The sequence below is a fragment of the Mesorhizobium sp. CNPSo 4688 genome, assembly GCF_057784295.1.
In genome coordinates, this window is the sequence record NZ_JBWLUY010000009.1 from 175,641 (window position 1) to 197,092 (window position 21,452).

The window sequence follows — 21,452 nt, forward strand, 5'->3', positions numbered from 1 at the left end:
ACAGGATTTTTGTAAGTTCAACAAACGGAGGAAAAAACGTGAACATCACAAGACGACTTCTGGGGAAGGTCGCGCTCGGACTGGCCGGCGCAACAATGCTGCTGCAGGTCCCGGCTCTTGCCGCCGACAAGCCGGCGCCGTTCGACAAGCCGGGCGTCAAGATCGCGCTGGTGCGCTATCTCTCGACCGGCGATTTCTTCCAGGCCTACCTCTCGGGCGTCGAGTCGCAGTCGAAGGCGCTCGGCATCGATTTGCGCGTGCTCGACAGCCGCCAGGATGCGGCCCTTCAGTCCGACATGGTCGACCAGGCCATCGCGCTTGGCGTGCAGGGCATCATCATCCAGCACGGCCTGACGGAATCGATGAAGGACGCCGCCCAGCGTGCGGTCGATGCCGGCATCAAGGTCGTGGCCTTCGACGTCAATGTCGAAAACCCGAAAATCCCACAGATCGAACAGTCGGACAAAGACCTGGCGCGCCTCGCGCTCGAACAGGCGGTCAAGGACAATGGCGAGAGCTGGAACGCCGGCTATGTCTATGTCGCCGGCATCGCGCCGCTCGACCGCCGCAACGAGACCTGGGTCGACGTGAAGAAGAAGTACGCCGGCATCAAGGAAGTCGCGATGTTCGGCACGCTCGACAACCCGATCGCCAACTCCGTCGCCAACCAGGCGCGCTCGGTGCTGCAGGCGCATCCCGACATCAATGTGATGTTCGCGCCCTATGACGAATTCGCCAAGGGTGTGAAGATCGCCGTCGACGAGGCGGGGCTGAACAAGAAGATCAAGATCTACTCGGCCGACATTTCGACCTCGGATATCGCCGCCATGCGCGAAACCGACAGTGCTTGGGCAGCCACCGCCGCTACCAACCCGGCCGTCGTCGGCCAGGTCTCGGTGCGCGCGCTGGCACAGCTGCTCGCCGGTGAGGACCCCGGCCACAACGTCACCGTGCCGCCGACGCTGATCACCCAGAAGGACCTGATCGACAAGGACATCAAGAACATGGAAGACCTGTCGGCCAAGCTGCCGCAATTCGCCCATGCCGATGTCGCCATGCCGGCCTGGATGCCCAACCCGAACGCGAAGTAGCGTGCGGCATTCTATGTCTGGTGGAATTGATACGAAGCCGCTTGCAGCAGAACGCTGCGGGCGGCTTTTCCATAGAGTTCACTCGTTGAACAGGTCGGAATGCGAACCTGTGCGGGCAAGCTGCAATTCGTCGCCGACAACGCGGTAGATCAGCAGCCAATCCGGTTCGATATGGGCGTCCCGAAAGCCTTTCCAGTCGCCTTTGAGAGGATGGTCCTTATACGCCGCCGGCAGGTCATGTCCGGCGATGAGCAGGCCTAACAGATCACGCAACTTGCCAAGATTCTTGCCGCGCTTTTCCATGCGCTTCACATCCCGGCGAAATTGCCCGGAGTGAACGGGAACTGGCATGCTTAAAGCCCAAGATCCTTGAATAACTCGTCAGCCGAGGAGAAGCGCTTGCCTTTGCCTTTTTCCAACTCGGCCATGGCTTTTTTCGTGGTTGCGTTAGGCACTTTCACGGGAAAGGGAAATTCCTTGTCGGCGGCCACGCGCACCAAAAGCAGGCGAATGGCATCGGAGACGGACAATCCCATCGCCGCCAACGCCTCAGTCGCCTGATCTTTTGTCGCGGCATCTATCCGAGCGCGAACTACTGAATCAGTAGCCATGTCGTGACTCCTTCTATAGAGCCACAATGTAGCTACAAAGCGCGGCAATTGCAAGCGGACTGCCGTTCAAGCTTATACCTTCATCATGTCCGCCCGGCGCGCGCCAGCCCATGCGCCACCAGCCGGTCGATGACTTCAGCATAGCTGACGCCGCTTGCCGCCATTGCCTTGGTGTACATGCTGATGTCGGTGAAGCCGGGGATGGTGTTGAGCTCGTTGATCACAAATGTCATGTCCGGCATCAGGAAAAAGTCCACGCGCGCCATCGCGTCGCAACCGAGGGCTCGGAAAGCCTTTGCCGCCATGGCGCGCATGGCGGCCTCGACCTCCGGCGGCAACTCGGCCGGCACCATCAATGCCGCGCCATCCTCGTCAATGTATTTGGCGTTGTAATTGTAGAAGCCGTGGCTTTCTGCCGGCACGATCTCGCCCGCCCGCGAGACGAAGAGTTCGCCTGCGGCGTCTTCCAGCACGCTGTATTCGATCTCGCGGCCGCGAATGAATTCCTCCGCCTGCAGCTTACGATCGTGCTGGAAGGCTTCGCTAAGCGCCCGCTCGAATTCCTGGCTGCCATTGACCTTTGCCACGCCGACGGACGAACCCTGCCGCGCCGGCTTGATGAAAATCGGCAGGCCGAGCTGGTCTTCCAGCACGGCGAGCGAAGGCGCTGCACCCTCCTCGATCGTCACCGAGCGTGCGACAGGCACTCCTGCCGCTTTCAGCAACCGCTTGGCGACGTCCTTGTCGAGCGCGGCGGCGGATCCGAGGATGCCGCAGCCGGCGAGCGGCACGCGCGCCACCTCGGCCAGCCCTTGTACCGCGCCGTCCTCGCCATGCAGGCCATGCAGCACCGGAAACAGAATATCGATGGCGGGCAGGTCGTGAGGCGCGCCCTTGGCGGGGATCGCCAGCATCCGTCCATGTCCTCCGGGCACCAGGCAGAGCTGCGTGCCGTCAGACGGCGTCGCCAGCACGCCGTCCTTGAAGCGGCTCAGCAGCCACTGTCCTTCGCGGGTGACGAAGATCGGGATGGCATCGTATTTCGCCGGATCCAGCGCGGCCATGACATTGGTTGCCGAAAGCAGCGAAACCTCATGCTCGGCGGAGCGCCCGCCAAACAGCACGCCGATACGTAGTCTTTTCGCTGCCATCGATTACTCCACCAAGGATCAGTTGGGGCTTGCATGCGAAACACCAGGCGCCCCAGAAACTGGTCAAGCAATAAGCGAAGGATTGGAGTGGGATTTTGACCGGTTCGAGCAGTTTTTCAGCACGACGTGCGAAAGCGGTTTTCCGCCTGGAGTCCGTCAAGACCGAGAGGTGAAGCGGCTCGCCGTTGGTGAAACGATGAACCGCTCCAGTTCTATGTTCAACGCAGCGCCGCCGCGATGTTGCCGCCATCAACGGTGGTGACATCGGCTGTCGTGCGCTCGGCCAGCGCGTGATGCAGGAAGGCTTGCGCCACGTCGTCGGCTGTCACTTCCTGTCCGAGCAGATTACCGGACATGTATTCCTTCTCCGACACGCCGCGCGCGCCCGAGCGGCTGGCGATCATGGCGTCGGTCAACAGGCCGGAGCGGATGCGGTCGGCGTTGACGGCATTGGAGCGGATGCCGTGCGCGCCATAGTCCAGCGCATATTGCCTGGACAGGAAAAGCGTCGCCGCTTTCGGCACACCATAGGCGCCGAATTTCGGGCCGGGATTGACCGCCTGCTTGGAGGTGTTGAACAGCAGCACGCCGCCGGTGCCTTGTTCCAGCATGATGCGCACCGCGTTCTGCGCCGCTGACTGGTGGGCGAAGAAGTTGAGCTCAAAGCTCTTGCGCAGCAGGGCATCGTCGAGTTCGCCGATGCGGCCTTCCCAGGCGGCGCCAGCGTTGGAGACCAGAATGTCGACGCCGCCATAGACGGCGACCGCTCTGTCGAAGGCCGCGCGCATCTGGGCTGGGTCGGTGATGTCGGCGCCGACGCCGATTGAATTGTTGCCGGCCGCCTTGGCAGCTTCTGCAGCCTTTGCCGCGTCGAGATCGACGACGACCGCATGCGCGCCATTGGCGGCGAAAAGCTTGGCCGTCGCTGCGCCAATCGCGCCGGCGCCGCCGGTGATCAACACCACCTGGCCGGTCAGCGGCTTCGGCTTGTTGGAGGCAAGCTTGGCTTGTTCCAGCGACCAGTATTCGAGCGGGAACAGGTCGGCCTTGGACAGCGGATGGAAGCTGCCGACGGCTTCGGCGCCGCGCACCGCCTCGATCCACATCTCGCCGACATCGGACGCGATCTTCGCATCCTTCAGCGTGCGGCCATGGCCGAACATGCCGAGGCCCGGCACCAGCGTCAGCCGCGGCATCGGGTCGAGCATGGTGCGCTTGACGTCGTCCAGCGCATCATTGGTTTCGAAATAGGCGCGATAGTCCTTGGCAAAGGCGTCGACATGGCTCTTGATGACGGCCTTGTAGTCGCCAGCCTTGTCGGCGTCCGGCGCCGGCACCGCCATCGGCCCGGTCTTGATGCGGATCGACAGATCGGGGGTCGACACACCGCGCGCGGCGTAGTCTGCAATGCCGGCCGAGTTGATGAAATCGACGATCGCATCCGAGGTACGGAAGTCGCTGATCATGCGGTCGAAGCGGCCTTCGCCGCGCGATACCGCCACGGCGCCGCGCAGCGTCGGTGCGATGGAGGCGGGCGTTGCGAGCTTTGCCGGCAGCGCCGCCTTGGCCGGCTGCGGCTTGCCATGCTTGGTGACGTAGTCTTCCGCCACGTTCACATAGTGGATCATCCGGTCATAGGCCTGCCTGGCATCGTCGCCGAAGGTGAAGATGCCGTGCTTGTCGAGGATCAGGCCCTCGACGCTCGGGTCGGCGTCATAGACATCGGCCGCCACCTTGGCGAGGTCGAAGCCCGGCTTGATGTAGGGCACGTAGCCCATTCTGTCGCCGAACACCGTCTTGATCAGCGCCTTGCTGTCTTCCTGGTCCACGATGGCGAGGATCGCGGTCGAATGGGTGTGGTCGACGAATTTGTGTGGCAGGAAGGCGTGCAGCAGCGTCTCGACCGAAGGGTTGGGCGAGGCAGGATCGATCAGGTTAGCTCGCTGCAGCGCCACCATGTCCTCGTCGGCGAGGCTGTCCAGCGCGCGCGCCTTCAAGAGCGCGCCCATCTTCACCGCCGGCAGTCCTTGCGGCTCGATGACGCCCATGTCCCAGCCGCTGCCCTTGACGCACAGCACATCCCACTCGTCGCCGACGAGGTCGGTCGCCTTGGTCTTGCAGGAGGTGTTGCCGCCACCATGCAGCACCAGCCGCGGCTCGCCGCCGAGCAGCCGGGTGGTGTAGACGCGCAGCGCGAGGTCGCGGGCAACGCCCTTTTTCGCATAGTCGGCAACGAGCTTTTCCGCCTCGCCATCATTCCAAAGGTTCTTCATGTCGCTATGTCCGCTTTGCTGTCTTTGATGTTGCTGTGAACAGGAATGCCGCGACGCCTTGATGACAATGCGCCGGCTGCAGGGATGTCGTTTGTCAGGAAGCCTTTTTTGCCCCCGCACTGGCTCCGGCATGGTCGAGCAGCCGCCGCGCCATGCGCGCGCCGACCACCAGATGCGTGCAGAGCCCGCCGGCCAGCGCGGCCAGCAGCGGTTCGAACTTGCTGTCTTCCTGCACCACCATCAGGCGCTTTTCGATTTGGCGCAGCGAAGAAAGTGAGGCCGAGATGACGCGCCTGTTATAGCTGCAGTCGAGCGCCTTGCCGGCGGCGTCGATGATCTGGCCGGCGATGACGCCGGCCGCACCCGCCTCGCGCAACACCCCCATCTCGCCGGGGCTCAGCGCGCCGCATTTGACGACATGGCTGTCGGCGTCGACGGTGCCGACCGAATAGAGCGCCAGATCGCAATTGCCGATATCGGCCAATTGCTCGCGGATCACCGGCTCGGCGCGCAGCCCATGCGCCAGCAATTCCGTCGTCAGCACCAGCGGCGCGTAGAAATTCAGGCCCTTGGCGTTGAGCCGGCGGGCGATTTCCATCGTGCACTGATCGGGGCGGTAGGAGTAGGGCGCGCCGAGATTGCCGCAAAGCTGCACCACAGTGACGTCCTGCAGATCGGCGTAGGACATGACGTCGGCGATGGTGTAGACGGTGCGGCCCCAGGCGACGCCGATGCGGTCGCCCTTCTTCACCAGTTCGAGAAAGACGCTCGCCGCGAGCACCGCAATGTCAGTCGATGGATCGAGGACATAGTCGTTCTCCGGCGCGATCCAGACGGCGTCCAGTTCGAGTGCGTCCTCGAGCTGGCGCGCCAACACATCGTCGGTGAACAGCTGCGTCGAGGTCGAGATGTTGACGATGCCGGTCTCGCGCGCCTTGCGCAGATACATGGCGACCGAGGCGCGGGAAATGTTAAGCTGGCTAGCCACCTGGTCCTGGCGCAGGCCATGGGCATAATAGAGCCATGCGGCCTTGTGGATAAGCTGTTCTGCCGGTCGGATCGCCATGCCGTCTCCTCGGCTGACATTATTCACGGCTCTCGACAAAAGTCAAACTGGCACGGGTACACGATACCTTTTTGCCTGCCGAATCTGGATAATCATTGCACCAAATGTGCCCGGTCGGGATTCGCTTCTGGTGACGTGGCCGGAACCTGTGTTTAGAAGTTCTCAATAAAAGAAAATTCGGGGAGAACGGGATGGGCAATCCCTACGATCAGGATCTCGGCAAGAACGCCGCCAACCACCAGCCGCTGACGCCGCTCACCTATCTGGAGCGGGCGGCAAGCACCTATCCCGACCATGTCGCCATCATCCATGGCAGCCAGCGCATCACTTATCGCACCTTCTGGCGGCGCTCGCTGAAACTCGCCTCGGCGCTGTCAAAGCGCGGCATCGGCAAGGGCGATACGGTAACCGTCATGCTGTCCAACACGCCGCCGATGCTGGAGGCGCATTTCGGCGTGCCGATGACCAAGGCGGTGCTGCATTCGCTCAACACCCGCCTCGACGCCGCCGTCATCGCCTTCCAGCTCGACCATGCCGAGACCAAGGTGCTGATCGTCGATCGCGAATTTTCCGCAGTCGTCAAACAGGCGCTGGCGCTGGCAAAGGTCAAGCCGCTGGTCATCGACTATGATGATCCCGACTATGCCGCCGATGCGCCCTATCCGAAGGGCGAGCGCATCGGCTCGGTCGACTATGAGGAATTCGTCGCCGGCGGCGATGCGGACTTTGCCTGGTCGATGCCTGACGACGAATGGGACGCCATCTCGCTCAACTACACGTCGGGCACGACGGGCAATCCGAAGGGCGTCGTCTACCACCATCGCGGTGCTGCCTTGATGGCCTACACCAACACGATCCATGCCGGCATGGCCAAGCACGCGGTCTATCTCTGGACGCTGCCGATGTTCCACTGCAATGGCTGGTGCTTTCCGTGGACGCTGGCCGTCCAGGCCGGCACCCATGTCTGCCTGCGCTGGGTGCGGCCGAAGCCGATCTACGATGCCATCGCCGATCACGGCGTCACCCACCTTTGTGGCGCGCCGGTCGTCATGTCGGTGCTGATCAACGCCAGGGATGAGGACAAGCGCCACTTCCCGCAGACCGTCACCTTCAACACCGCGGCCGCGCCACCGCCGGAAGCCGTGCTGTCGGGCATGGCCGATGCCGGCTTTGCCGTCACCCATCTCTATGGCCTGACCGAGACCTATGGTCCGGCGGTCGTCAACGAATGGCATGGCGCCTGGGACGCTCTCGACAAGGGGTCGAAAGCGCAGAAGAAGGCTAGGCAAGGCGTGCGCTATGCCGCACTAGAAGGCCTGACGGTGATGGACCCGGAAACAATGCAGGAGACACCGGCCGACGGCGAGACCATCGGCGAGGTCATGTTCCGCGGCAACATCGTCATGAAGGGCTATCTGAAAAACAGGAAGGCAACCGACGAGGCCTTTTCCGGCGGCTGGTTCCATTCCGGCGACCTCGGTGTCATGCACCCTGACGGCTACATCCAGCTCAAGGACCGCTCCAAGGACATCATCATCTCCGGTGGCGAGAATATTTCGTCGATCGAGGTCGAGGACGCGCTCTACAAGCACCCTTCCGTAGCGTCCTGCGGTGTCGTTGCCAGGGCTGACGACAAATGGGGCGAGGTACCGGTCGCCTATGTCGAGCTGAAGCCTGGCAAGGCGGCGAGCGAGGCCGAGATCATCGACCACTGCCGCGCCTTGCTCGCCCGCTTCAAGGTGCCGAAGGCAGTGATTTTCGCGGAGATCCCGAAGACGTCGACCGGGAAGATCCAGAAGTTCCGATTGCGGGAAATGGCGAAGGGGGCTTAGCGCGCCGGCCATGCTTGCTACGACCTCGACAATTTGCCGCAGCCTTCCGCGACTTCGTCATCCTAGGGTGTACCAGTCGCGAAGCGACGTTGCGGAAACCCTAGATCCATGCCGTCACCTCGCGGCAGTGCGCTACCGGCGAGAATGGCTGCGTCGGATGACAGATCGCTGGGCGGCGTAACCTATTGATCCGCCTCGCTCTTTTGCAGGCGTCGCGGCATGGATCCTAGGTCTACGCCGCGTCGCTTCGCTCCTTGCTCCGCCCTAGGATGACGAGCGCGAGGCGACTGCCGTCAGCTGACTGTCACCATCTGTCACCATTCGTACGCGTACGTCGATTCCGCATTGACACCTCGCTCTTTTGGATTTACGACTGACGAAAATTGAAATTCGTCACTCGTTAATTGACAGAGAGCTAATGTCCGAAGCCGCCAGCATCATGGCCGACGCCACCCGCCAGGAGAATGTCACGCGCATTCTCGACTGCGCCGAGCGCCTCTTCCGCCACTATGGGTACGGCAAGACCAATGTTGCCGACATCGCCCGCGAACTCGGCATGTCGCCGGCCAACATCTACCGTTTCTTCGCCTCCAAAGTCGAAATCCACCAGGCCGTCTGCGGCCGCATGCTGCTCGCCAGCTACAATATGGCCTACGCGATCTGCCACCTGCCGATCAGCGCCGAGGAACGGCTGCGCCGCTACGTGCATGCGCAGTACAAGATGACACTGGAAGTCATGCTCGACGACCAGAAGGTGCACGAGATGGTCATCGTCGCCCTCGAGCGTGACTGGGGTGTGATCGACAAGCATATCGACAGTATTCACGACCTGTTTGCCGAGGTGATCCGCGAAGGCATCGAGGCCGGCGAGTTTGCCGACCAGGATCCGGTCATCGCATCGCGCTGCTTCGGCGCCGCCACCGTCATTCTGTGCCACCCGCAAATGGTGGCGCAGTGCCTTGCCAAGACCAACCGGGCGATGCCCGACGACCTCATCGATTACGCAATCAAAGCCCTGAAATAACCGCCGCCCGCCGGGCGCCGGTGTCGACCGTTCATCTCCAGTCGGGAGTACGAAAGTGTCTTTGTCCAGTTCCATCCTCCGCAATTTGCCTGCCGCCGGCCTGATCGTCGCCACGCTCGGGCTCGCCGCCTGCAGCCAGGAAAAGGCCGAAGTCCAGGACGTCATCCGCCCGGTCAAGGTGGTCGAGATCGGCCAGGCGCAAAACAGCCGCGACCTCGCCTATTCCGGCTCGGTGCGCGCCCGCACCGAAATGAATCTCGGCTTTCGCATCTCCGGCAAGGTCACCCAGCGCCTTGTCGATATCGGCCAGCATGTGACATCGGGCGACGTGCTCGCCCGCATCGATTCCACCGATTACGAGCTTTCGGTCAAGAGCGCCAAGGCCAGTCTCGATGCCGCCGAGCGGCAGGTCGAGACGGTCGACCTGACCCGCAAGCGCGCCGAGCAGCTCTATGCCAAGAATTTCACCTCGAAGTCGCAGCTCGAGCAGGCGACGCTGAGCTACAACCAGGCGGTGGCGAGCCGCGATGCCGCCCGTTCGACCCTTTCACAGGCGCAGAACCAAGTCGTCTACACCGATCTCAAGGCGAGCGAGAACGGCATCGTCACCGCTGTCAGCGCCGATGTCGGCCAGGTGGTCGGCGCCGGGACGCCGGTGATGACCGTTGCCGTCGATGGCGAAAAGGAAGTCTTGATTGCGGTTCCCGAAATGGACATCGCCGCCTTCAAACCAGGCAAGGATGTCACGGCCAGCTTCTGGTCCGACGATGCGCTGAAGCTCTCCGGCAAGGTTCGCGAAGTGGCCGGCAGCGCCGACCAGCAGTCGCGCACCTTTGCCGTCCGTGTCTCGCTGCCCGACGATCCGCGCGTGCTGCTCGGCATGACCGCCAACATCGAGGCTTCGGTGGCCAAGAAGCAGGAGATGGTGTCGATCCCGCTCAGCGCGCTGGCGGAAAAGGATGGCCGCAAGATTGTCTGGACCGTCGACCGCGCCGGCGAGACGGTGCACGAGCGCTCGGTCAAGGTAGCGGAGTTTACCGCCGACGGCGTCAGTGTCGCCGACGGGCTCAAGCCGGGTGATGTCGTCGTTGCCGCCGGCACTCAGTTCATGAGCGAGAATCTCAAGGTCAAGCTGACCGGCGATGCGGTGCAGGCCGCCTCTGCGGAAGGCGACGCCGCAAAGGCGCTGCGCTGAAGGCAGGCGCATGAAGCCGGCTTGATCGTCGCTTCGGCGAAAGGCCGGCAAGCAATTTAGAGTTTCCGGGCGGCGAGTGCCCGATGGTCGAGACGCCAAGGTCGAGTTCCCCCGCATCGATCCACGCGTCCCACCGCGATGAGAGTCTCTCCCGCTCGGAAAGCCTCGCCGCCCGGAAGCCAGCATCGGAATTCCCTGAAGCCGCATGCCAAGGGTATGCGCTCACGATCAACGAATTGGACTGACGCCGATGACCACCACCAAGGACAGCAGTGAAAAGCGGCCTTTCAATCTTTCGCGCTGGGCCATCGGCCATCCTTCCATTGCGCGCTTCCTGTTCGGCCTGATCATCATAGCCGGCGGGCTCGGCCTGATGCGCATGGGCCAGAAGGAAGATCCCGATTTCACCTTCCGCGTCATGGTTGTCCAGGCGATCTGGCCGGGCTCCTCGATCCAGGAGATGGAGGACCAAGTCGTCAACAAGATCGAGCGCAAGCTGCAGGAAACGCCGCATCTCGATTTCGTCCGTTCCTACACGCGCGCCGGCAGTGCCATCATCACCGTCCAGATCAAGGGCGACACCAATGGCGAGGAGGTGAAGGACGCCTTCTACCAGGTGCGCAAGAAGGTCGGCGACATCTCAGGCGACCTGCCGCAAGGCCTGCTCGGCCCATATTTCAACGACGAGTTCGGCGACACCTTCATCACGCTGCATTCGATCAGCGGCGATGGCTACTCCTATCCCGAGCTGAAGAAGTTCGCCATCCAGGCGCGCGACATGCTGTTGACGACGCCGGGCGTCGAGAAGGCCGTCATAATCGGCGACCAGCCGGAGAAGATCTATATCGACATCTCGTCCAAGGCGCTGGCCGAACGCGGCCTGACGCTGACCGATTTGCAGAACGCTATCAAGGGCCAGAACAATGTCGATCCGGCAGGCTCGGTCGACACCGGCCTGCGCTCGGTGCGCATCTCGGTCGAAGGCGACGTCACCAAGGCAGCCGACATCAGGGAGTTGCGCCTGCGCGCCGGCGGCCAGGTGACGCGTCTCGGCGACATCGCCACCGTGTCGTCCGGCCTCGAGGATCCCTATCAGCGCAAATACCGCTTCAACGGCCACGAAAGCGTCCAGGTCGGCGTCGTCATGGCCAAGGGCTTCAACGTCACCGATGTCGGCAAGGACGTCGAAGCAACCTACAAGCGCTTCGAAGAGGCGCTGCCCTACGGCGTTTCGGTCGACCAGATCTCCGACCAGCCGGAAGTTGTGCGCGATGCGGTGAAGGAGTTCATGGAGGCACTGGGCGAAGCGCTGCTGATCGTGCTTGCCGTCTCGCTGCTGTCGATCGGCTGGCGCTCCGGCCTGGTCATCGCCATCGCCATTCCGCTGGTGCTCGCCGCCACCTTCGCCATCATGTACGAGCTCGGCATCGACCTGCAGCGCATTTCGCTGGGCGCGCTGATCATTGCGCTCGGCCTGCTCGTCGACGACGCCATGATCGTCGTCGAGATGATGGAGCGCAAGCTGGAGGAGGGGCTGGTCAAGATCGAGGCGGCGAGCTTCGCCTATTCCTCGACCGCCTTCCCGATGCTGACCGGCACGCTGATCACCACCGCCGGCTTCATCCCGGTCGGCTTCGCCGCCTCGACGGCCGGCGAATATGTGCGCACGCTGTTCTACGTTGTCGGCATCGCGCTGGTCGTGTCCTGGTTCGTCGCCGTCTATTTCACGCCGTGGCTCGGCTACATGATCCTCAAGCAGCGCAAGCATGCCGGCAATCACCACGATGCCTTCGACACCGGCTTCTACCGGCGGCTGCGCGCCACGGTCGGCTGGGCGGTGCGCCATCGCATCATCGTTCTGGTGATGACGCTGGTCACCTTCGCCACCAGCCTGTGGGCGTTCCAGTTCATCCCGCAGAACTTCTTCCCGCAGTCGTCGCGTCCCGAAATCCTGGTCGATCTCTGGCTGCCTGAGGGAACCTCGATCAAGGAGGTCGAGACCCAGGCCAAGGCGCTCGAAGCCCGGATGATGGACGACAAGGACAAGCGCTTCATCGCCACCTATATCGGCGAAGGCGCGCCGCGCTTCTTCCTGCCGCTCGACCAGCAATTGCGCAACCCGAACTATGCCCAGCTTCTGGTGATGGCCAATGACGAGCCGGCGCGCGAGCGGCTGATCCTCAAGCTGCGCTCAATCCTGGCGCAGGATTTCCCCTCGATCCGCTCCAAGGTCGATCGCCTGTTCCTCGGCCCGCCGACCGGCTGGCCGGTGCAGATGCGCGTCATGGGACCTGACCGTCAGGAAGTGCGCCGCATCGCCGATCAGGTGAAGGCCAAGTTCGCTGAAAATCCGCTGCTCGTCGCAGTCCATGACGACTGGCTGGAGCCGGTGCCGGCGATGAAGCTGGTCATCGACCAGGACCGCGCCCGTGCGCTCGGCGTCACCTCGCAGCGCATCCGCCAGATGCTGCAGGCGTCGATGTCCGGCGCGCCGCTGGATGACTTCCGCGACGGCGAGGAGACGGTGTCCATCGTCGCCCGCGAACCGGATGCCAGCCGCAATCTGCTGTCGTCGGTCGACTCGGTCTATATCCCGACCGATTTCGGTGGCTTCGTGCCGCTGTCGCAGGTCGCCAAGGTGATGCCGGTGCTCGAGCAGGGCGTCGAATGGCGGCGTGACCGCCTGCCGACCATCTCGGTGCGCGCCACGCTGCCGGACGGCGTGCAGTCGAACGACGTCGTCACCAAGATGTACAACGACATGCAAGGCATGCGCGCCGGCCTGGCGCCTGGCTACAAGATCGAGATCCAGGGCGGTGCGGAGGATTCTGCCGAGAGCCAGGCTTCGATCGCCGCCAAGGCGCCGGTCATGCTGGCCGTCATCGTCGTGCTCTTGATGATCCAGCTGCAGCATTTCGGCAAGGCGATGCTGGTGCTGGCCACCGGCCCGCTCGGCATCATCGGTGCGGCGGCAGCATTGCTGATCAGCGGTGCGCCCTTCGGCTTCGTCGCTATCTTGGGCGTCATCGCGCTGCTCGGCATCATCATGCGCAACTCGATCATCCTGGTCGACCAAATCGACCAGGACATCGCCAGAGGCATGGATCGATCGGAGGCCATCATCGGCTCGGCCGTGCGCCGTTTCCGGCCGATCGTGCTGACCGCGATGACGGCGGTGCTGGCGCTGATCCCGATCTCGCGCGCCGTGTTCTGGGGGCCGCTCGCCTACGCCATGATGGGTGGCATCCTGGTCGCCACCGTACTCACCATCCTGGTGCTGCCGGCAGGCTACGCCCTATTCTTCGGCCGTGAGCCGAAGAAGGCCAAGGAGCCGGCGGGCGAGGCGGTGCAGGACAATGACAGGCCGCAACTGGCCCTGGCCGCCGAGTAACCACCGCTGGCGCATAGGATGCGCTCTTGGAAAAATGCTACAACGCCGTACGTTTGACGTGCGGCGTTGTGGCGTTCCGGCGGCCGTGATGCTCCGTCTGTTGCGTGGAGGATGATCATGACCCTGGCCCAGACATCGATCGCCCTGCGCCTGCCGATCGACGGACGCCATCGGCAGATGTTCATCGACGGCGCCTGGGTCGATGCCGCCTCGGGCCGCACCATGGAGACCCGCAATCCGGCGACCGGAGCGGTCATCGCCACGGTGCCGCGCGGCGACCGTCAGGACATCGAACTCGCCGTCACCGCGGCCCGAAAAGCCTTCGACGGGCCGTGGAGTCGCTTCAAGCCCTATGAGCGGCAGGTGCTGCTGCTGAAAATAGCCGATCTTTTCGAAAAGCATTGGGAAGAGATCAGCCGCTCCGACACCACAGATATGGGCATGCCGATCGTACGCGCCCGCGCCAACCGCAATCGCGTTATCGGCATGCTGCGCTACTACGCAGGCATGGCGACGGCGCTGCATGGCGAGACCATCGACAATTCGCTGCCGGGCGAGATCGTCTCCTTCACCCTTAAGGAGCCGGTCGGCGTCGTCGGCGCCATCATCCCGTGGAACGCGCCGACTGCGGCCTCGATCTGGAAGATCGGCCCGGCGCTCGCCACCGGCTGCACCATCGTTTTGAAACCGTCGGAAGAGGCGCCACTGACGCCGCTGTTGATCGCCGACATCATGAACGAGGCCGGCGTGCCGGCAGGTGTCGTCAACATCGTCACCGGCACCGGCGCCGAGGCGGGTGCGCCGCTTGCCGAACATATGGGCGTCGACAAGATCGTCTTCACCGGCTCGACCGCGACCGGCCAGTCGATCGTCCGCGCCTCGGCCGGCAATCTGAAGCGCGTGTCATTGGAGCTCGGTGGCAAGTCGCCGGTCATCGTCTGCGCCGATGCCGATCTCGACAAGGCCGTGCCGGTGGCGGCGATGTCGGTGTTCGCCAATTCCGGCCAGATCTGCATTGCCGGCTCGCGCCTGTTCGTCGAGCGCTCCATCCATGACGAGTTCGTCGCGCGGCTCGCTGCTTACGCAGAGGGGTTGAAGATCGGCGACGGTATCGATCCGGCGACCGAGATCGGCCCGCTTGTGTCGGAGAAACAATTGCTCAGGGTGACCGGCTACCTCGAAGCCGGTACGGCCGAAGGTGCTAAGCTGGTGACCGGCGGCGCGCGGCTGACGCAAGGCGCTCTCGCCGCCGGCAATTTCGTCGCGCCGACCGTCTTTGCCGGCGTCTTGGACGAGATGAAAATCGCCCGCGAGGAAATCTTCGGGCCGGTCATTTCGGCGCTGCCCTTCGACACGCTGGACGAAGCCGTCGAGCGCGCCAACAACACGCCCTACGGCCTTGCCGCCGGGGTCTTCACCCAGAACGTCGCCACCGCGCACCAGCTGTCGCGAAAAATTCGCGCCGGTTCGGTCTGGGTCAACACCTATCACGCCATCGATCCGGCGGTGCCCTTCGGCGGCTACAAGATGAGCGGTTACGGCCGCGAGGGTGGTGCCGAACATCTCGGCGAATATCTCAACACCAAGGGTGTGTTCATCAAGATAGATTGAACGGCCGCCGGTTAGAAAATGCTCCGCAACAGGGGTTTTGCAAAACAGGATTCCTTTTCAGGACGGCAAAGCCGTCCGATCTTGGCCCGCATATTGGGGCAATAGAGCTCGTCCACCTCAGGTGATCATCCCATGGCAGACAAAAAACAATTGCGGCTCGGCGCCTTTATGCGTCCGGTCAGTCTTCACACCGGCGCCTGGCGCTACCCCGGCGCTTATCCCGACGCCAATTTCAACTTCGCCCATCTGAAGCGCTTCGCGCAGACGCTGGAGGCGGCGAAATTCGACGCCTTCTTCATGGCCGACCACCTGGCCGTGCTCAACATGCCGATCGAGGCGCTGCGCCGCAGCCATACGGTGACCTCGTTCGAGCCGTTCACGCTGCTGTCGGCGCTCGCCGCCGTCACCGACCATATCGGCCTGGTCGCCACCGCGTCGACGACCTTCGATGCGCCTTATCACATCGCCCGGCGCTTCGCCTCGCTCGACCATATCAGCGGCGGCCGCGCCGGCTGGAACATCGTCACCACGTCCAACCCCGATGCGGCGCTGAACTTCGGCCTCGACGAGCATGTCGAGCATGACGAGCGCTACCACAAGGCGCGGGAATTCTACGATGTCGTGACCGGCCTGTGGGACAGCTTTGCCGACGACGCCTTCATCCGCGACGCCGAGAGCGGGCTCTATTTCGATCCGGCGAAGCTGCACGTGCTGGACCACAAGGGCGAAAACCTCTCGGTGCGCGGCCCGCTGAACATTGCCCGCCCGGTGCAGGGCTGGCCGGTCATCGTTCAGGCCGGCGCGTCGGAGGCCGGGCGGCAATTGGCGGCCGAAACGGCGGAGGTTATTTTTGCTGCCCATAGCGATCTCGCGGCCGGGCAACGCTTCTTTGCCGACGTGAAGGGGCGGGCGCAAAAACTCGGCCGTTCGCGTGACGACATCAAAATCCTGCCCGGCGCTTTCGTCATCGTTGGCGACAGTGTCGAGGAAGCGCAGGCCAAGCGGGCAAAGCTCGACAGCCTGGTCTATTACGAGAGCGGCATCGCCTCGCTGTCGATCGCACTGGGCCATGACGCGGCCCACTTCGATCCCGATGCGCCCTTGCCTGAAATCCCCGAGACCAACGCCTCGAAGAGCAGCCGCGAGCGTGTCATCGAATTGGCGCGCCGCGAAAACCTGACCGTCCGCCAGCTGGCACAGCGGCTCGGCGGCTATTCCGGCCTCGCCTTTGTCGGCACGCCGAAGACCATTGCCGACGCGATGGAGGAATGGCTGCTTGCCGAGGGATCTGACGGCTTCAACGTCATGTTCCCCTACCTTCCCGCCGGGCTCGACGACTTCGCTGAGAAAGTGGTGCCGGAACTACAGCGGCGAAAGCTCTTCCGGCGTGAATATGAGGGCACGACCTTGCGCGAGAATCTCGGCCTGAAGCGGCCACCGAACCGGTTCTTCGAAGGCTCCGAAGCAACCATCCGCAAGACCGGCTGAGGCACTCTAGGATTCGCTTATGCAAAAAGAAACGGGCGCGCCGAAGCGCGCCCATTTTCATCAGTTGCGGGTGTCAGATGACGAAATACCAGTTGGCCAGCAGCATCACCACCACGCCGGCGACCAGCGTTAGATAGGGTAGCATGCCGGCCTTTTTGACCGAGAGGTCGGCTCCCGCCATGCCGAGATCGGCCAGCATGTGGTCGGGAAACTTGCCCTTGTCCTGGACATAGTGCCGGTAGCAGAACACCGGGATGATCAAGGCAGCCGTGATCAAGCCGGCCCACAGCGCCATCGGGTTCCACACCTTGGCGCCGGCGCCCATGAAGATGGCGTTGACATAGGCGAAGATGGCGCCGACGCCGAGCAGCCAGCTCGGAGCCTTCCACGGCCGGTTGATGTGGCCGTTGTCGATGCGGTGGATCCAGCCGGCATTGAGGTTGAGGAAGTTGAAGATGATGTAGCCGCAATTCGACACGGCGAGGATGAAGAAGAAGCTCGTCGCGTCGGCCGAAGCGATGGCCAGCACGATCAGGTTGAAGACGAGGTCGGTCCACATCGCGCGGGTCGGCGCGCCATGCTCGTTGACGTGGCTGAGGTAGCGCGGCAGCCAGCCATCGACCGAGCCCTGGTAGAGCGTGCGCGAGGAGCCGGCCATCGCCGTCATGATGCACAGCACCAGCGCCAGGATCATCAGCATCACCAGGAGGCTGTGGATCAGCGCGCCGCCGCCGACCATGCCGGCCAGTGCATCCGCAACGCCGGAGCCGTCGACGATCGGTGTCGCCAGCATACCGTTGAGACCCAGTACGCCCTGGAAGGTGAAAGGTACCAGGATGAACAAAAGCATGCAGAGCAGGCCGGAATAGAAGATCGCCTTGAAGGTGTCGGTGCCCGGGTTCTTGAACTCCGAGGTGTAGCAGACAGCCGTCTCGAAGCCGTAGGTCGACCATGCGGCGATGAACATGCCGCCCAGCACCAGCGTCCAGCCCGGGATGTTCCATGAGCCGGGCTCCGGCGCGTAGGCGGCGGCCAGCGGCACCAGCGGCGAAAAATTCGCCCAGTTGATCTGGCCGGTGACGATCGGTACCACGCCGACGATCAGCATCGGGATGATGACCAAGAGGCCGATATATTTCTGCACATTGGCGGTGCCGAGAATACCGCGATGCTGGATCGAGAAGATGATCAGCATCAGCACCGCGCCGATGAAGAAGGTTGCGTTGAGGGTGAAGGAGACAGGCCCCAGCGTGTGGCTCCACAGCGTCCAGGTGCGGATCGCCGGCGTCGCGGCGGCGGTCACCGCGGCAATCGCATCGGCAGGCGCCGTTCCGGCATGCGCGGCGATATAGGCGACGACGTCGGGCGACGCCTCGGTGACGATCGGCACCGGCGCCAGCGCGTTGAGGATGTAGGCGGCGGCGATCGAGCAGCCGAGCGACAGCACCGGCGACCATGCGAACCAGTTGCACCACACCGACAGCGGCGCGATGAACTTCGAATAGCGCAGCCAGGCGGTGGCGCCATAGATCGAGGCGCCGCCCGACTTGTTCGGGAACAGGCCGGCGATTTCGGCATAGGTGAAGGATTGCAGGAAGCCCATGATCATGGACACCGTCCAGATCAGGAAGGCCAGCGTCCCGGTCGTGCCGGCAATGCCGCCGATCGAAAACAGGACCAGGGCCGGAACGCCGCTTGCCACCCAGAAGGCGCCGCGCCAGTCGATATGCCTGAGCAGCTTGCTTTCGGCAGGCTGCTCGAGGGCCGTGCTAATGGAGCTCATGTCTGTGAATTCCCCTTTTTCGCTGTTCCCGCCGGCGATGCCTCGACTGCGCGAAGCTTGTTCCCCGGCAAATGACCGTCACGACTCCGGTGTTTCCACTCAGTCGTATTTTTTTCTTAACAGTGAACATTGATCCGACGCGCTTTCACGTCAAGCGATTTGTGATGTCGTGCACATCACGCTTGCGAAACACACCTCCGACCGACGCCGGTAGCAGCCGGCGAAGCAGTTCGATCAGGCTTTGAGGGTTGTCGTCAGGAACGCGGTTTGGTCTTTTGCGGATCGTAATGGGCGAAGGCCACCACCCGCGCCGGCAGCCGCTTGGCATGGCCGTCCAGCTTGCCGATCTCAACCTCCGTGCCGATGGCGGCGTGGGTGATGTCGAGCCTGGCCAGCGCAATGTTCTTGTTCAGCACTGGCGAGCGTATGCCTGAGGTAACGACACCGATCTGGGCGCGGCCGACATGGACGCAATCGCCATGGCCGACCGCGACATTGCTGTCGATGTCGAGGCCGACGAGCTTGTGCTGCGGGTGCTCCTTGCGCCTTATCAGCGCCTCGCGGCCGATGAAGTCGTCCGTCTTGGTCTTCAACGGCACGGTGAAGCCGATGCCGGCTTCGAACGGGTCGGTCTGGTCGGAGAATTCGTAGCCGGCGAAGATCAGTCCGGCCTCGATGCGCACCATGTCGAGCGCCTGCAGGCCCATCGGCTTCAGCCCGTGCGGCTGGCCGGCCTCCCAGATGGCGTCGAAAACTTTCTCGGCATCGCGCGGATGGCACCAGATCTCATAGCCAAGCTCGCCGGTATAGCCTGTGCGCGAGACGACGACCGGGATGCCGTTGCCGCCGCCGATGCGCGCCACCGCAAAGCGGAACCATTCGAGCTCGTCGATCGATGGCTGCACAGGCGAGGTCCAGATCACCTCTCGCAAAATGTCGCGGCTCTTCGGCCCTTGCACGGCGACATTGTGCATCTGGTCGGTCGACGAGCGCACCAGCACGTTGAGGCCAAGTTTCTTCGCCGTCTCACGCAGCCATTCGCCGGACAGGTCGTCGCCGCCGACCCAGCGGAAATTATCCTTGCCGAGCCGCAGCAGCGTGCCGTCGTCGATCATGCCGCCATGCTCGTAGCACATGGCGGAATAGACGACCTGGCCGACGCCGAGTTTCTTGACGTCGCGGGTCAGCGTGTATTGCAGCAGCGCTTCGGAGTCCGGACCGGTGACCTCGAACTTGCGCAGCGGCGACAGGTCCATGATCACCGCGTCCTGCCGGCAGGCCCAGTATTCGGCGATCGGCCCCTCTTTGGCGAAGGCGTTGGCCAGCCAATAGCCCCTGTATTCGGCGAAGTTGCGGGTGTGCTTGGCGAAGGATGAGTGGAAGGCGGTCTCGCGGGTCATCTTGGGTTCCGAATCGGGCGTCATGCGTCTGGCGATCGCTCGCGAGAATTTGTGCTGGCCGGAATAGGTCCGCACATGGATGTCGGTAAGGTCCCAGCCATTGGCCGGCGTGGTGTCGTCGGGGCAGGCGGAGGAAACACAGACGATGTCGGTGAGCGCCCTGAGCAGCACATAGTCGCCGGCACGCGACCACGGCTCATCGGACACCATGACGCCATGCGCGTCGATCGCCGTGTTGAAGAAGAAGTTGATCGCCATCCAGCCCGCGCGCGGCGTCACGCCCCTGTCGGCCAGCGCGCGATTGAAGTTCTCCGAGCAGTTGGTGTGGCCGGGATAGCCGATGTCGTCGTAATATTTCGCCGCGCAGGCGAGCGCGAAGGCGTCGTGCCGGCCGCACGTGTCCTGCACCACCTCGACCAGCGGCTCCATGTCCTGGTCGTAATATTTCGAATGCAGGCCGGGCATCGGGTAGCTCGATCCCATCAGCGTGCGCGTCGTCGTCACATCGAGCGGGTGGTCGCGACCCTTGTCCAGCTTGCGCGCTGAAAAGCACTGGAAGTCGGTGCACTGGCGCCCGTCGACATCGATGATCTGCAGATAGTCGCCGGCCTTGACGAAGTAGGATTCGGCGGTTGCCGAATGCACCCTGAGATCGAGCACCGGATCGGCGAGCGGATCGGCCAGCTCAGACTTCGACTTCGGGCGCACCGTGGCGCGGCGCACGATGACGGTGAGCGGCGTTGCCGTGTCATGGCCATCGACCAGCATCGGCCCGCCGGGGGCGGCAATCAACATCGCACCGTCGCGCGCGATAGTGAACGACTGCTCGGTGCCGGCAGGCGTCGCGCCGCCAAACACGCGCACCGCCTTGGCCCGGTCGATCTGCACCTGGCGGCGCTCGAGGCTGCGGCGCACGGAAGCGAGGCTGTCATCGCCCTCGGCCAATAGCGCCTTGATGCCGGCGGCATTGCTGTTGGATTTTTCGCCGAAGATGGAAGGGTCGATTACGCCTGACTTGTCCCAGGCCAAAAGCTCGCAAGCCTGTCCGCCCTCGACATTGCGGACGGTGAACGTGTCCCCAGCCTCGACCTCGATCAGCACGGCGCCATTGCCCTGGATCGTATAACGCTCCATGCCGGGCGGCAGCGCGATCTGGCCGGGCCGCAGGATGAGGCTTGGTCGGGGCGGTCCGGCTGCGATAGTGGGGTAGGGCGACTGGCTCATCTCAGCCTTACGGTTCGAGAAACAAGTTTGCCTGTGTGTGAAATTATTTTAGCTGTAAGAATAGCAGCGCGGTTGCGTTTGGCAAGGCGAAGGTGATGTTTCGGACCAACCCGTCCGGATTGAACTGGCTGACCAGCCTTGTCGTACGAACGTCAGCGCCGCCCCTCATCTGGCTGCCGCCATCTTCTCCCCGTAAACGGGGCGAAGGACGCAGTCATCGCCGATTTCGCCAATCGCCAGCGTTGCGAACGAGCGCCGGGGCCGCGGCCAGCCCATTTCTCCCCGTTTACGGGGAGAAATGCCCGGCAGGGC

At 63.3% G+C, this 21,452-nt stretch carries 14 protein-coding genes; 7 read left to right on the forward strand and 7 right to left on the reverse strand.

Translation table 11 applies throughout. From position 1 onward, the window contains the following. The first annotated feature begins 38 nt into the window (after positions 1-38). A complete protein-coding gene (locus tag AC04SH_RS18800) occupies positions 39-1,091 on the forward strand; it encodes a substrate-binding domain-containing protein (protein WP_488576159.1) in 1,053 nt (350 codons plus the stop codon). 78 nt (positions 1,092-1,169) lie between these two features. On the opposite strand, the gene AC04SH_RS18805 is transcribed toward AC04SH_RS18800, so the two are convergent. From AC04SH_RS18805 to AC04SH_RS18825, 5 genes are all read right to left on the reverse strand, one after another. Next, on the reverse strand, positions 1,170-1,442 hold the full coding sequence (locus tag AC04SH_RS18805) for a type II toxin-antitoxin system YafQ family toxin (RefSeq protein WP_488576160.1): 273 nt from the start codon (positions 1,440-1,442) through the stop codon (positions 1,170-1,172). Between the two features lie 2 nt (positions 1,443-1,444). After that, the gene (locus AC04SH_RS18810) at positions 1,445-1,702 is read right to left on the reverse strand and encodes a type II toxin-antitoxin system RelB/DinJ family antitoxin (protein ID WP_488576161.1); all 258 of its coding nucleotides are present in this window, start codon (positions 1,700-1,702) and stop codon (positions 1,445-1,447) included. 83 nt (positions 1,703-1,785) lie between these two features. Further along, positions 1,786-2,853 (reverse strand): D-alanine--D-alanine ligase family protein, encoded by a 1,068-nt coding sequence (locus AC04SH_RS18815; protein ID WP_488576162.1) that lies wholly within the window; start codon positions 2,851-2,853, stop codon positions 1,786-1,788. A gap of 218 nt (positions 2,854-3,071) precedes the next feature. Then, the gene (locus tag AC04SH_RS18820) at positions 3,072-5,126 is read right to left on the reverse strand and encodes a bifunctional aldolase/short-chain dehydrogenase (protein WP_488576163.1); all 2,055 of its coding nucleotides are present in this window, start codon (positions 5,124-5,126) and stop codon (positions 3,072-3,074) included. Between the two features lie 94 nt (positions 5,127-5,220). Further along, the gene (locus AC04SH_RS18825) at positions 5,221-6,192 is read right to left on the reverse strand and encodes a sugar-binding transcriptional regulator (RefSeq protein WP_488576164.1); all 972 of its coding nucleotides are present in this window, start codon (positions 6,190-6,192) and stop codon (positions 5,221-5,223) included. A 191-nt stretch (positions 6,193-6,383) separates the two neighbouring features. Here AC04SH_RS18825 and AC04SH_RS18830 point away from each other — a divergent pair, with 191 nt between their 5' ends. The 6 genes from AC04SH_RS18830 to AC04SH_RS18855 all read left to right on the forward strand — a co-directional run bounded on the left by AC04SH_RS18830 (position 6,384) and on the right by AC04SH_RS18855 (position 16,733). Continuing rightward, positions 6,384-8,024 (forward strand): acyl-CoA synthetase, encoded by a 1,641-nt coding sequence (locus AC04SH_RS18830; protein WP_488576165.1) that lies wholly within the window; start codon positions 6,384-6,386, stop codon positions 8,022-8,024. Between the two features lie 418 nt (positions 8,025-8,442). Further along, positions 8,443-9,048 carry a TetR/AcrR family transcriptional regulator gene (locus AC04SH_RS18835; RefSeq protein WP_488576166.1) on the forward strand — a complete coding sequence of 202 codons (606 nt, stop codon included), beginning with the start codon at positions 8,443-8,445 and terminating at the stop codon, positions 9,046-9,048. Positions 9,049-9,103: 55 nt separating this feature from the next. Continuing rightward, complete coding sequence (locus tag AC04SH_RS18840; RefSeq protein ID WP_488576167.1) at positions 9,104-10,243, forward strand: efflux RND transporter periplasmic adaptor subunit; 1,140 nt, start codon at positions 9,104-9,106, stop codon at positions 10,241-10,243. Between the two features lie 250 nt (positions 10,244-10,493). Then, positions 10,494-13,634: an efflux RND transporter permease subunit gene (locus AC04SH_RS18845; RefSeq protein WP_488576168.1), complete on the forward strand. Its 3,141-nt coding sequence runs from the start codon at positions 10,494-10,496 to the stop codon at positions 13,632-13,634. Positions 13,635-13,751: 117 nt separating this feature from the next. Further along, positions 13,752-15,245: an aldehyde dehydrogenase family protein gene (locus tag AC04SH_RS18850; protein WP_488576169.1), complete on the forward strand. Its 1,494-nt coding sequence runs from the start codon at positions 13,752-13,754 to the stop codon at positions 15,243-15,245. Positions 15,246-15,377: 132 nt separating this feature from the next. After that, positions 15,378-16,733 (forward strand): LLM class flavin-dependent oxidoreductase, encoded by a 1,356-nt coding sequence (locus tag AC04SH_RS18855; RefSeq protein WP_488576170.1) that lies wholly within the window; start codon positions 15,378-15,380, stop codon positions 16,731-16,733. Positions 16,734-16,806: 73 nt separating this feature from the next. Here the strand turns inward: AC04SH_RS18855 and AC04SH_RS18860 are convergent, their stop codons facing one another. Both AC04SH_RS18860 and AC04SH_RS18865 read right to left on the reverse strand, forming a co-directional pair. Further along, positions 16,807-18,516, reverse strand: a complete 1,710-nt coding sequence (locus AC04SH_RS18860) for a trimethylamine N-oxide permease (RefSeq protein WP_488576171.1) — start codon at positions 18,514-18,516, stop codon at positions 16,807-16,809. Between the two features lie 254 nt (positions 18,517-18,770). Continuing rightward, positions 18,771-21,140: a trimethylamine N-oxide demethylase gene (locus AC04SH_RS18865; RefSeq protein ID WP_488576172.1), complete on the reverse strand. Its 2,370-nt coding sequence runs from the start codon at positions 21,138-21,140 to the stop codon at positions 18,771-18,773. Positions 21,141-21,452: the final 312 nt, after the last annotated feature.

Excerpts from the sequence above, each read along its gene's own strand:
- AC04SH_RS18805 (WP_488576160.1), bottom strand. The coding sequence starts at position 1,442 with ATGCCAGTTCCCGTTCACTCCGGGCAATTTCGCCGGGATGTGAAGCGC.
- AC04SH_RS18810 (WP_488576161.1), bottom strand. The coding sequence starts at position 1,702 with ATGGCTACTGATTCAGTAGTTCGCGCTCGGATAGATGCCGCGACAAAA.
- AC04SH_RS18815 (WP_488576162.1), bottom strand. The coding sequence starts at position 2,853 with ATGGCAGCGAAAAGACTACGTATCGGCGTGCTGTTTGGCGGGCGCTCC.
- AC04SH_RS18820 (WP_488576163.1), bottom strand. The coding sequence starts at position 5,126 with ATGAAGAACCTTTGGAATGATGGCGAGGCGGAAAAGCTCGTTGCCGAC.
- AC04SH_RS18825 (WP_488576164.1), bottom strand. The coding sequence starts at position 6,192 with ATGGCGATCCGACCGGCAGAACAGCTTATCCACAAGGCCGCATGGCTC.
- AC04SH_RS18830 (WP_488576165.1), top strand. The coding sequence starts at position 6,384 with ATGGGCAATCCCTACGATCAGGATCTCGGCAAGAACGCCGCCAACCAC.
- AC04SH_RS18835 (WP_488576166.1), top strand. The coding sequence starts at position 8,443 with ATGTCCGAAGCCGCCAGCATCATGGCCGACGCCACCCGCCAGGAGAAT.
- AC04SH_RS18845 (WP_488576168.1), top strand. The coding sequence starts at position 10,494 with ATGACCACCACCAAGGACAGCAGTGAAAAGCGGCCTTTCAATCTTTCG.
- AC04SH_RS18850 (WP_488576169.1), top strand. The coding sequence starts at position 13,752 with ATGACCCTGGCCCAGACATCGATCGCCCTGCGCCTGCCGATCGACGGA.
- AC04SH_RS18855 (WP_488576170.1), top strand. The coding sequence starts at position 15,378 with ATGGCAGACAAAAAACAATTGCGGCTCGGCGCCTTTATGCGTCCGGTC.
- AC04SH_RS18860 (WP_488576171.1), bottom strand. The coding sequence starts at position 18,516 with ATGAGCTCCATTAGCACGGCCCTCGAGCAGCCTGCCGAAAGCAAGCTG.
- AC04SH_RS18865 (WP_488576172.1), bottom strand. The coding sequence starts at position 21,140 with ATGAGCCAGTCGCCCTACCCCACTATCGCAGCCGGACCGCCCCGACCA.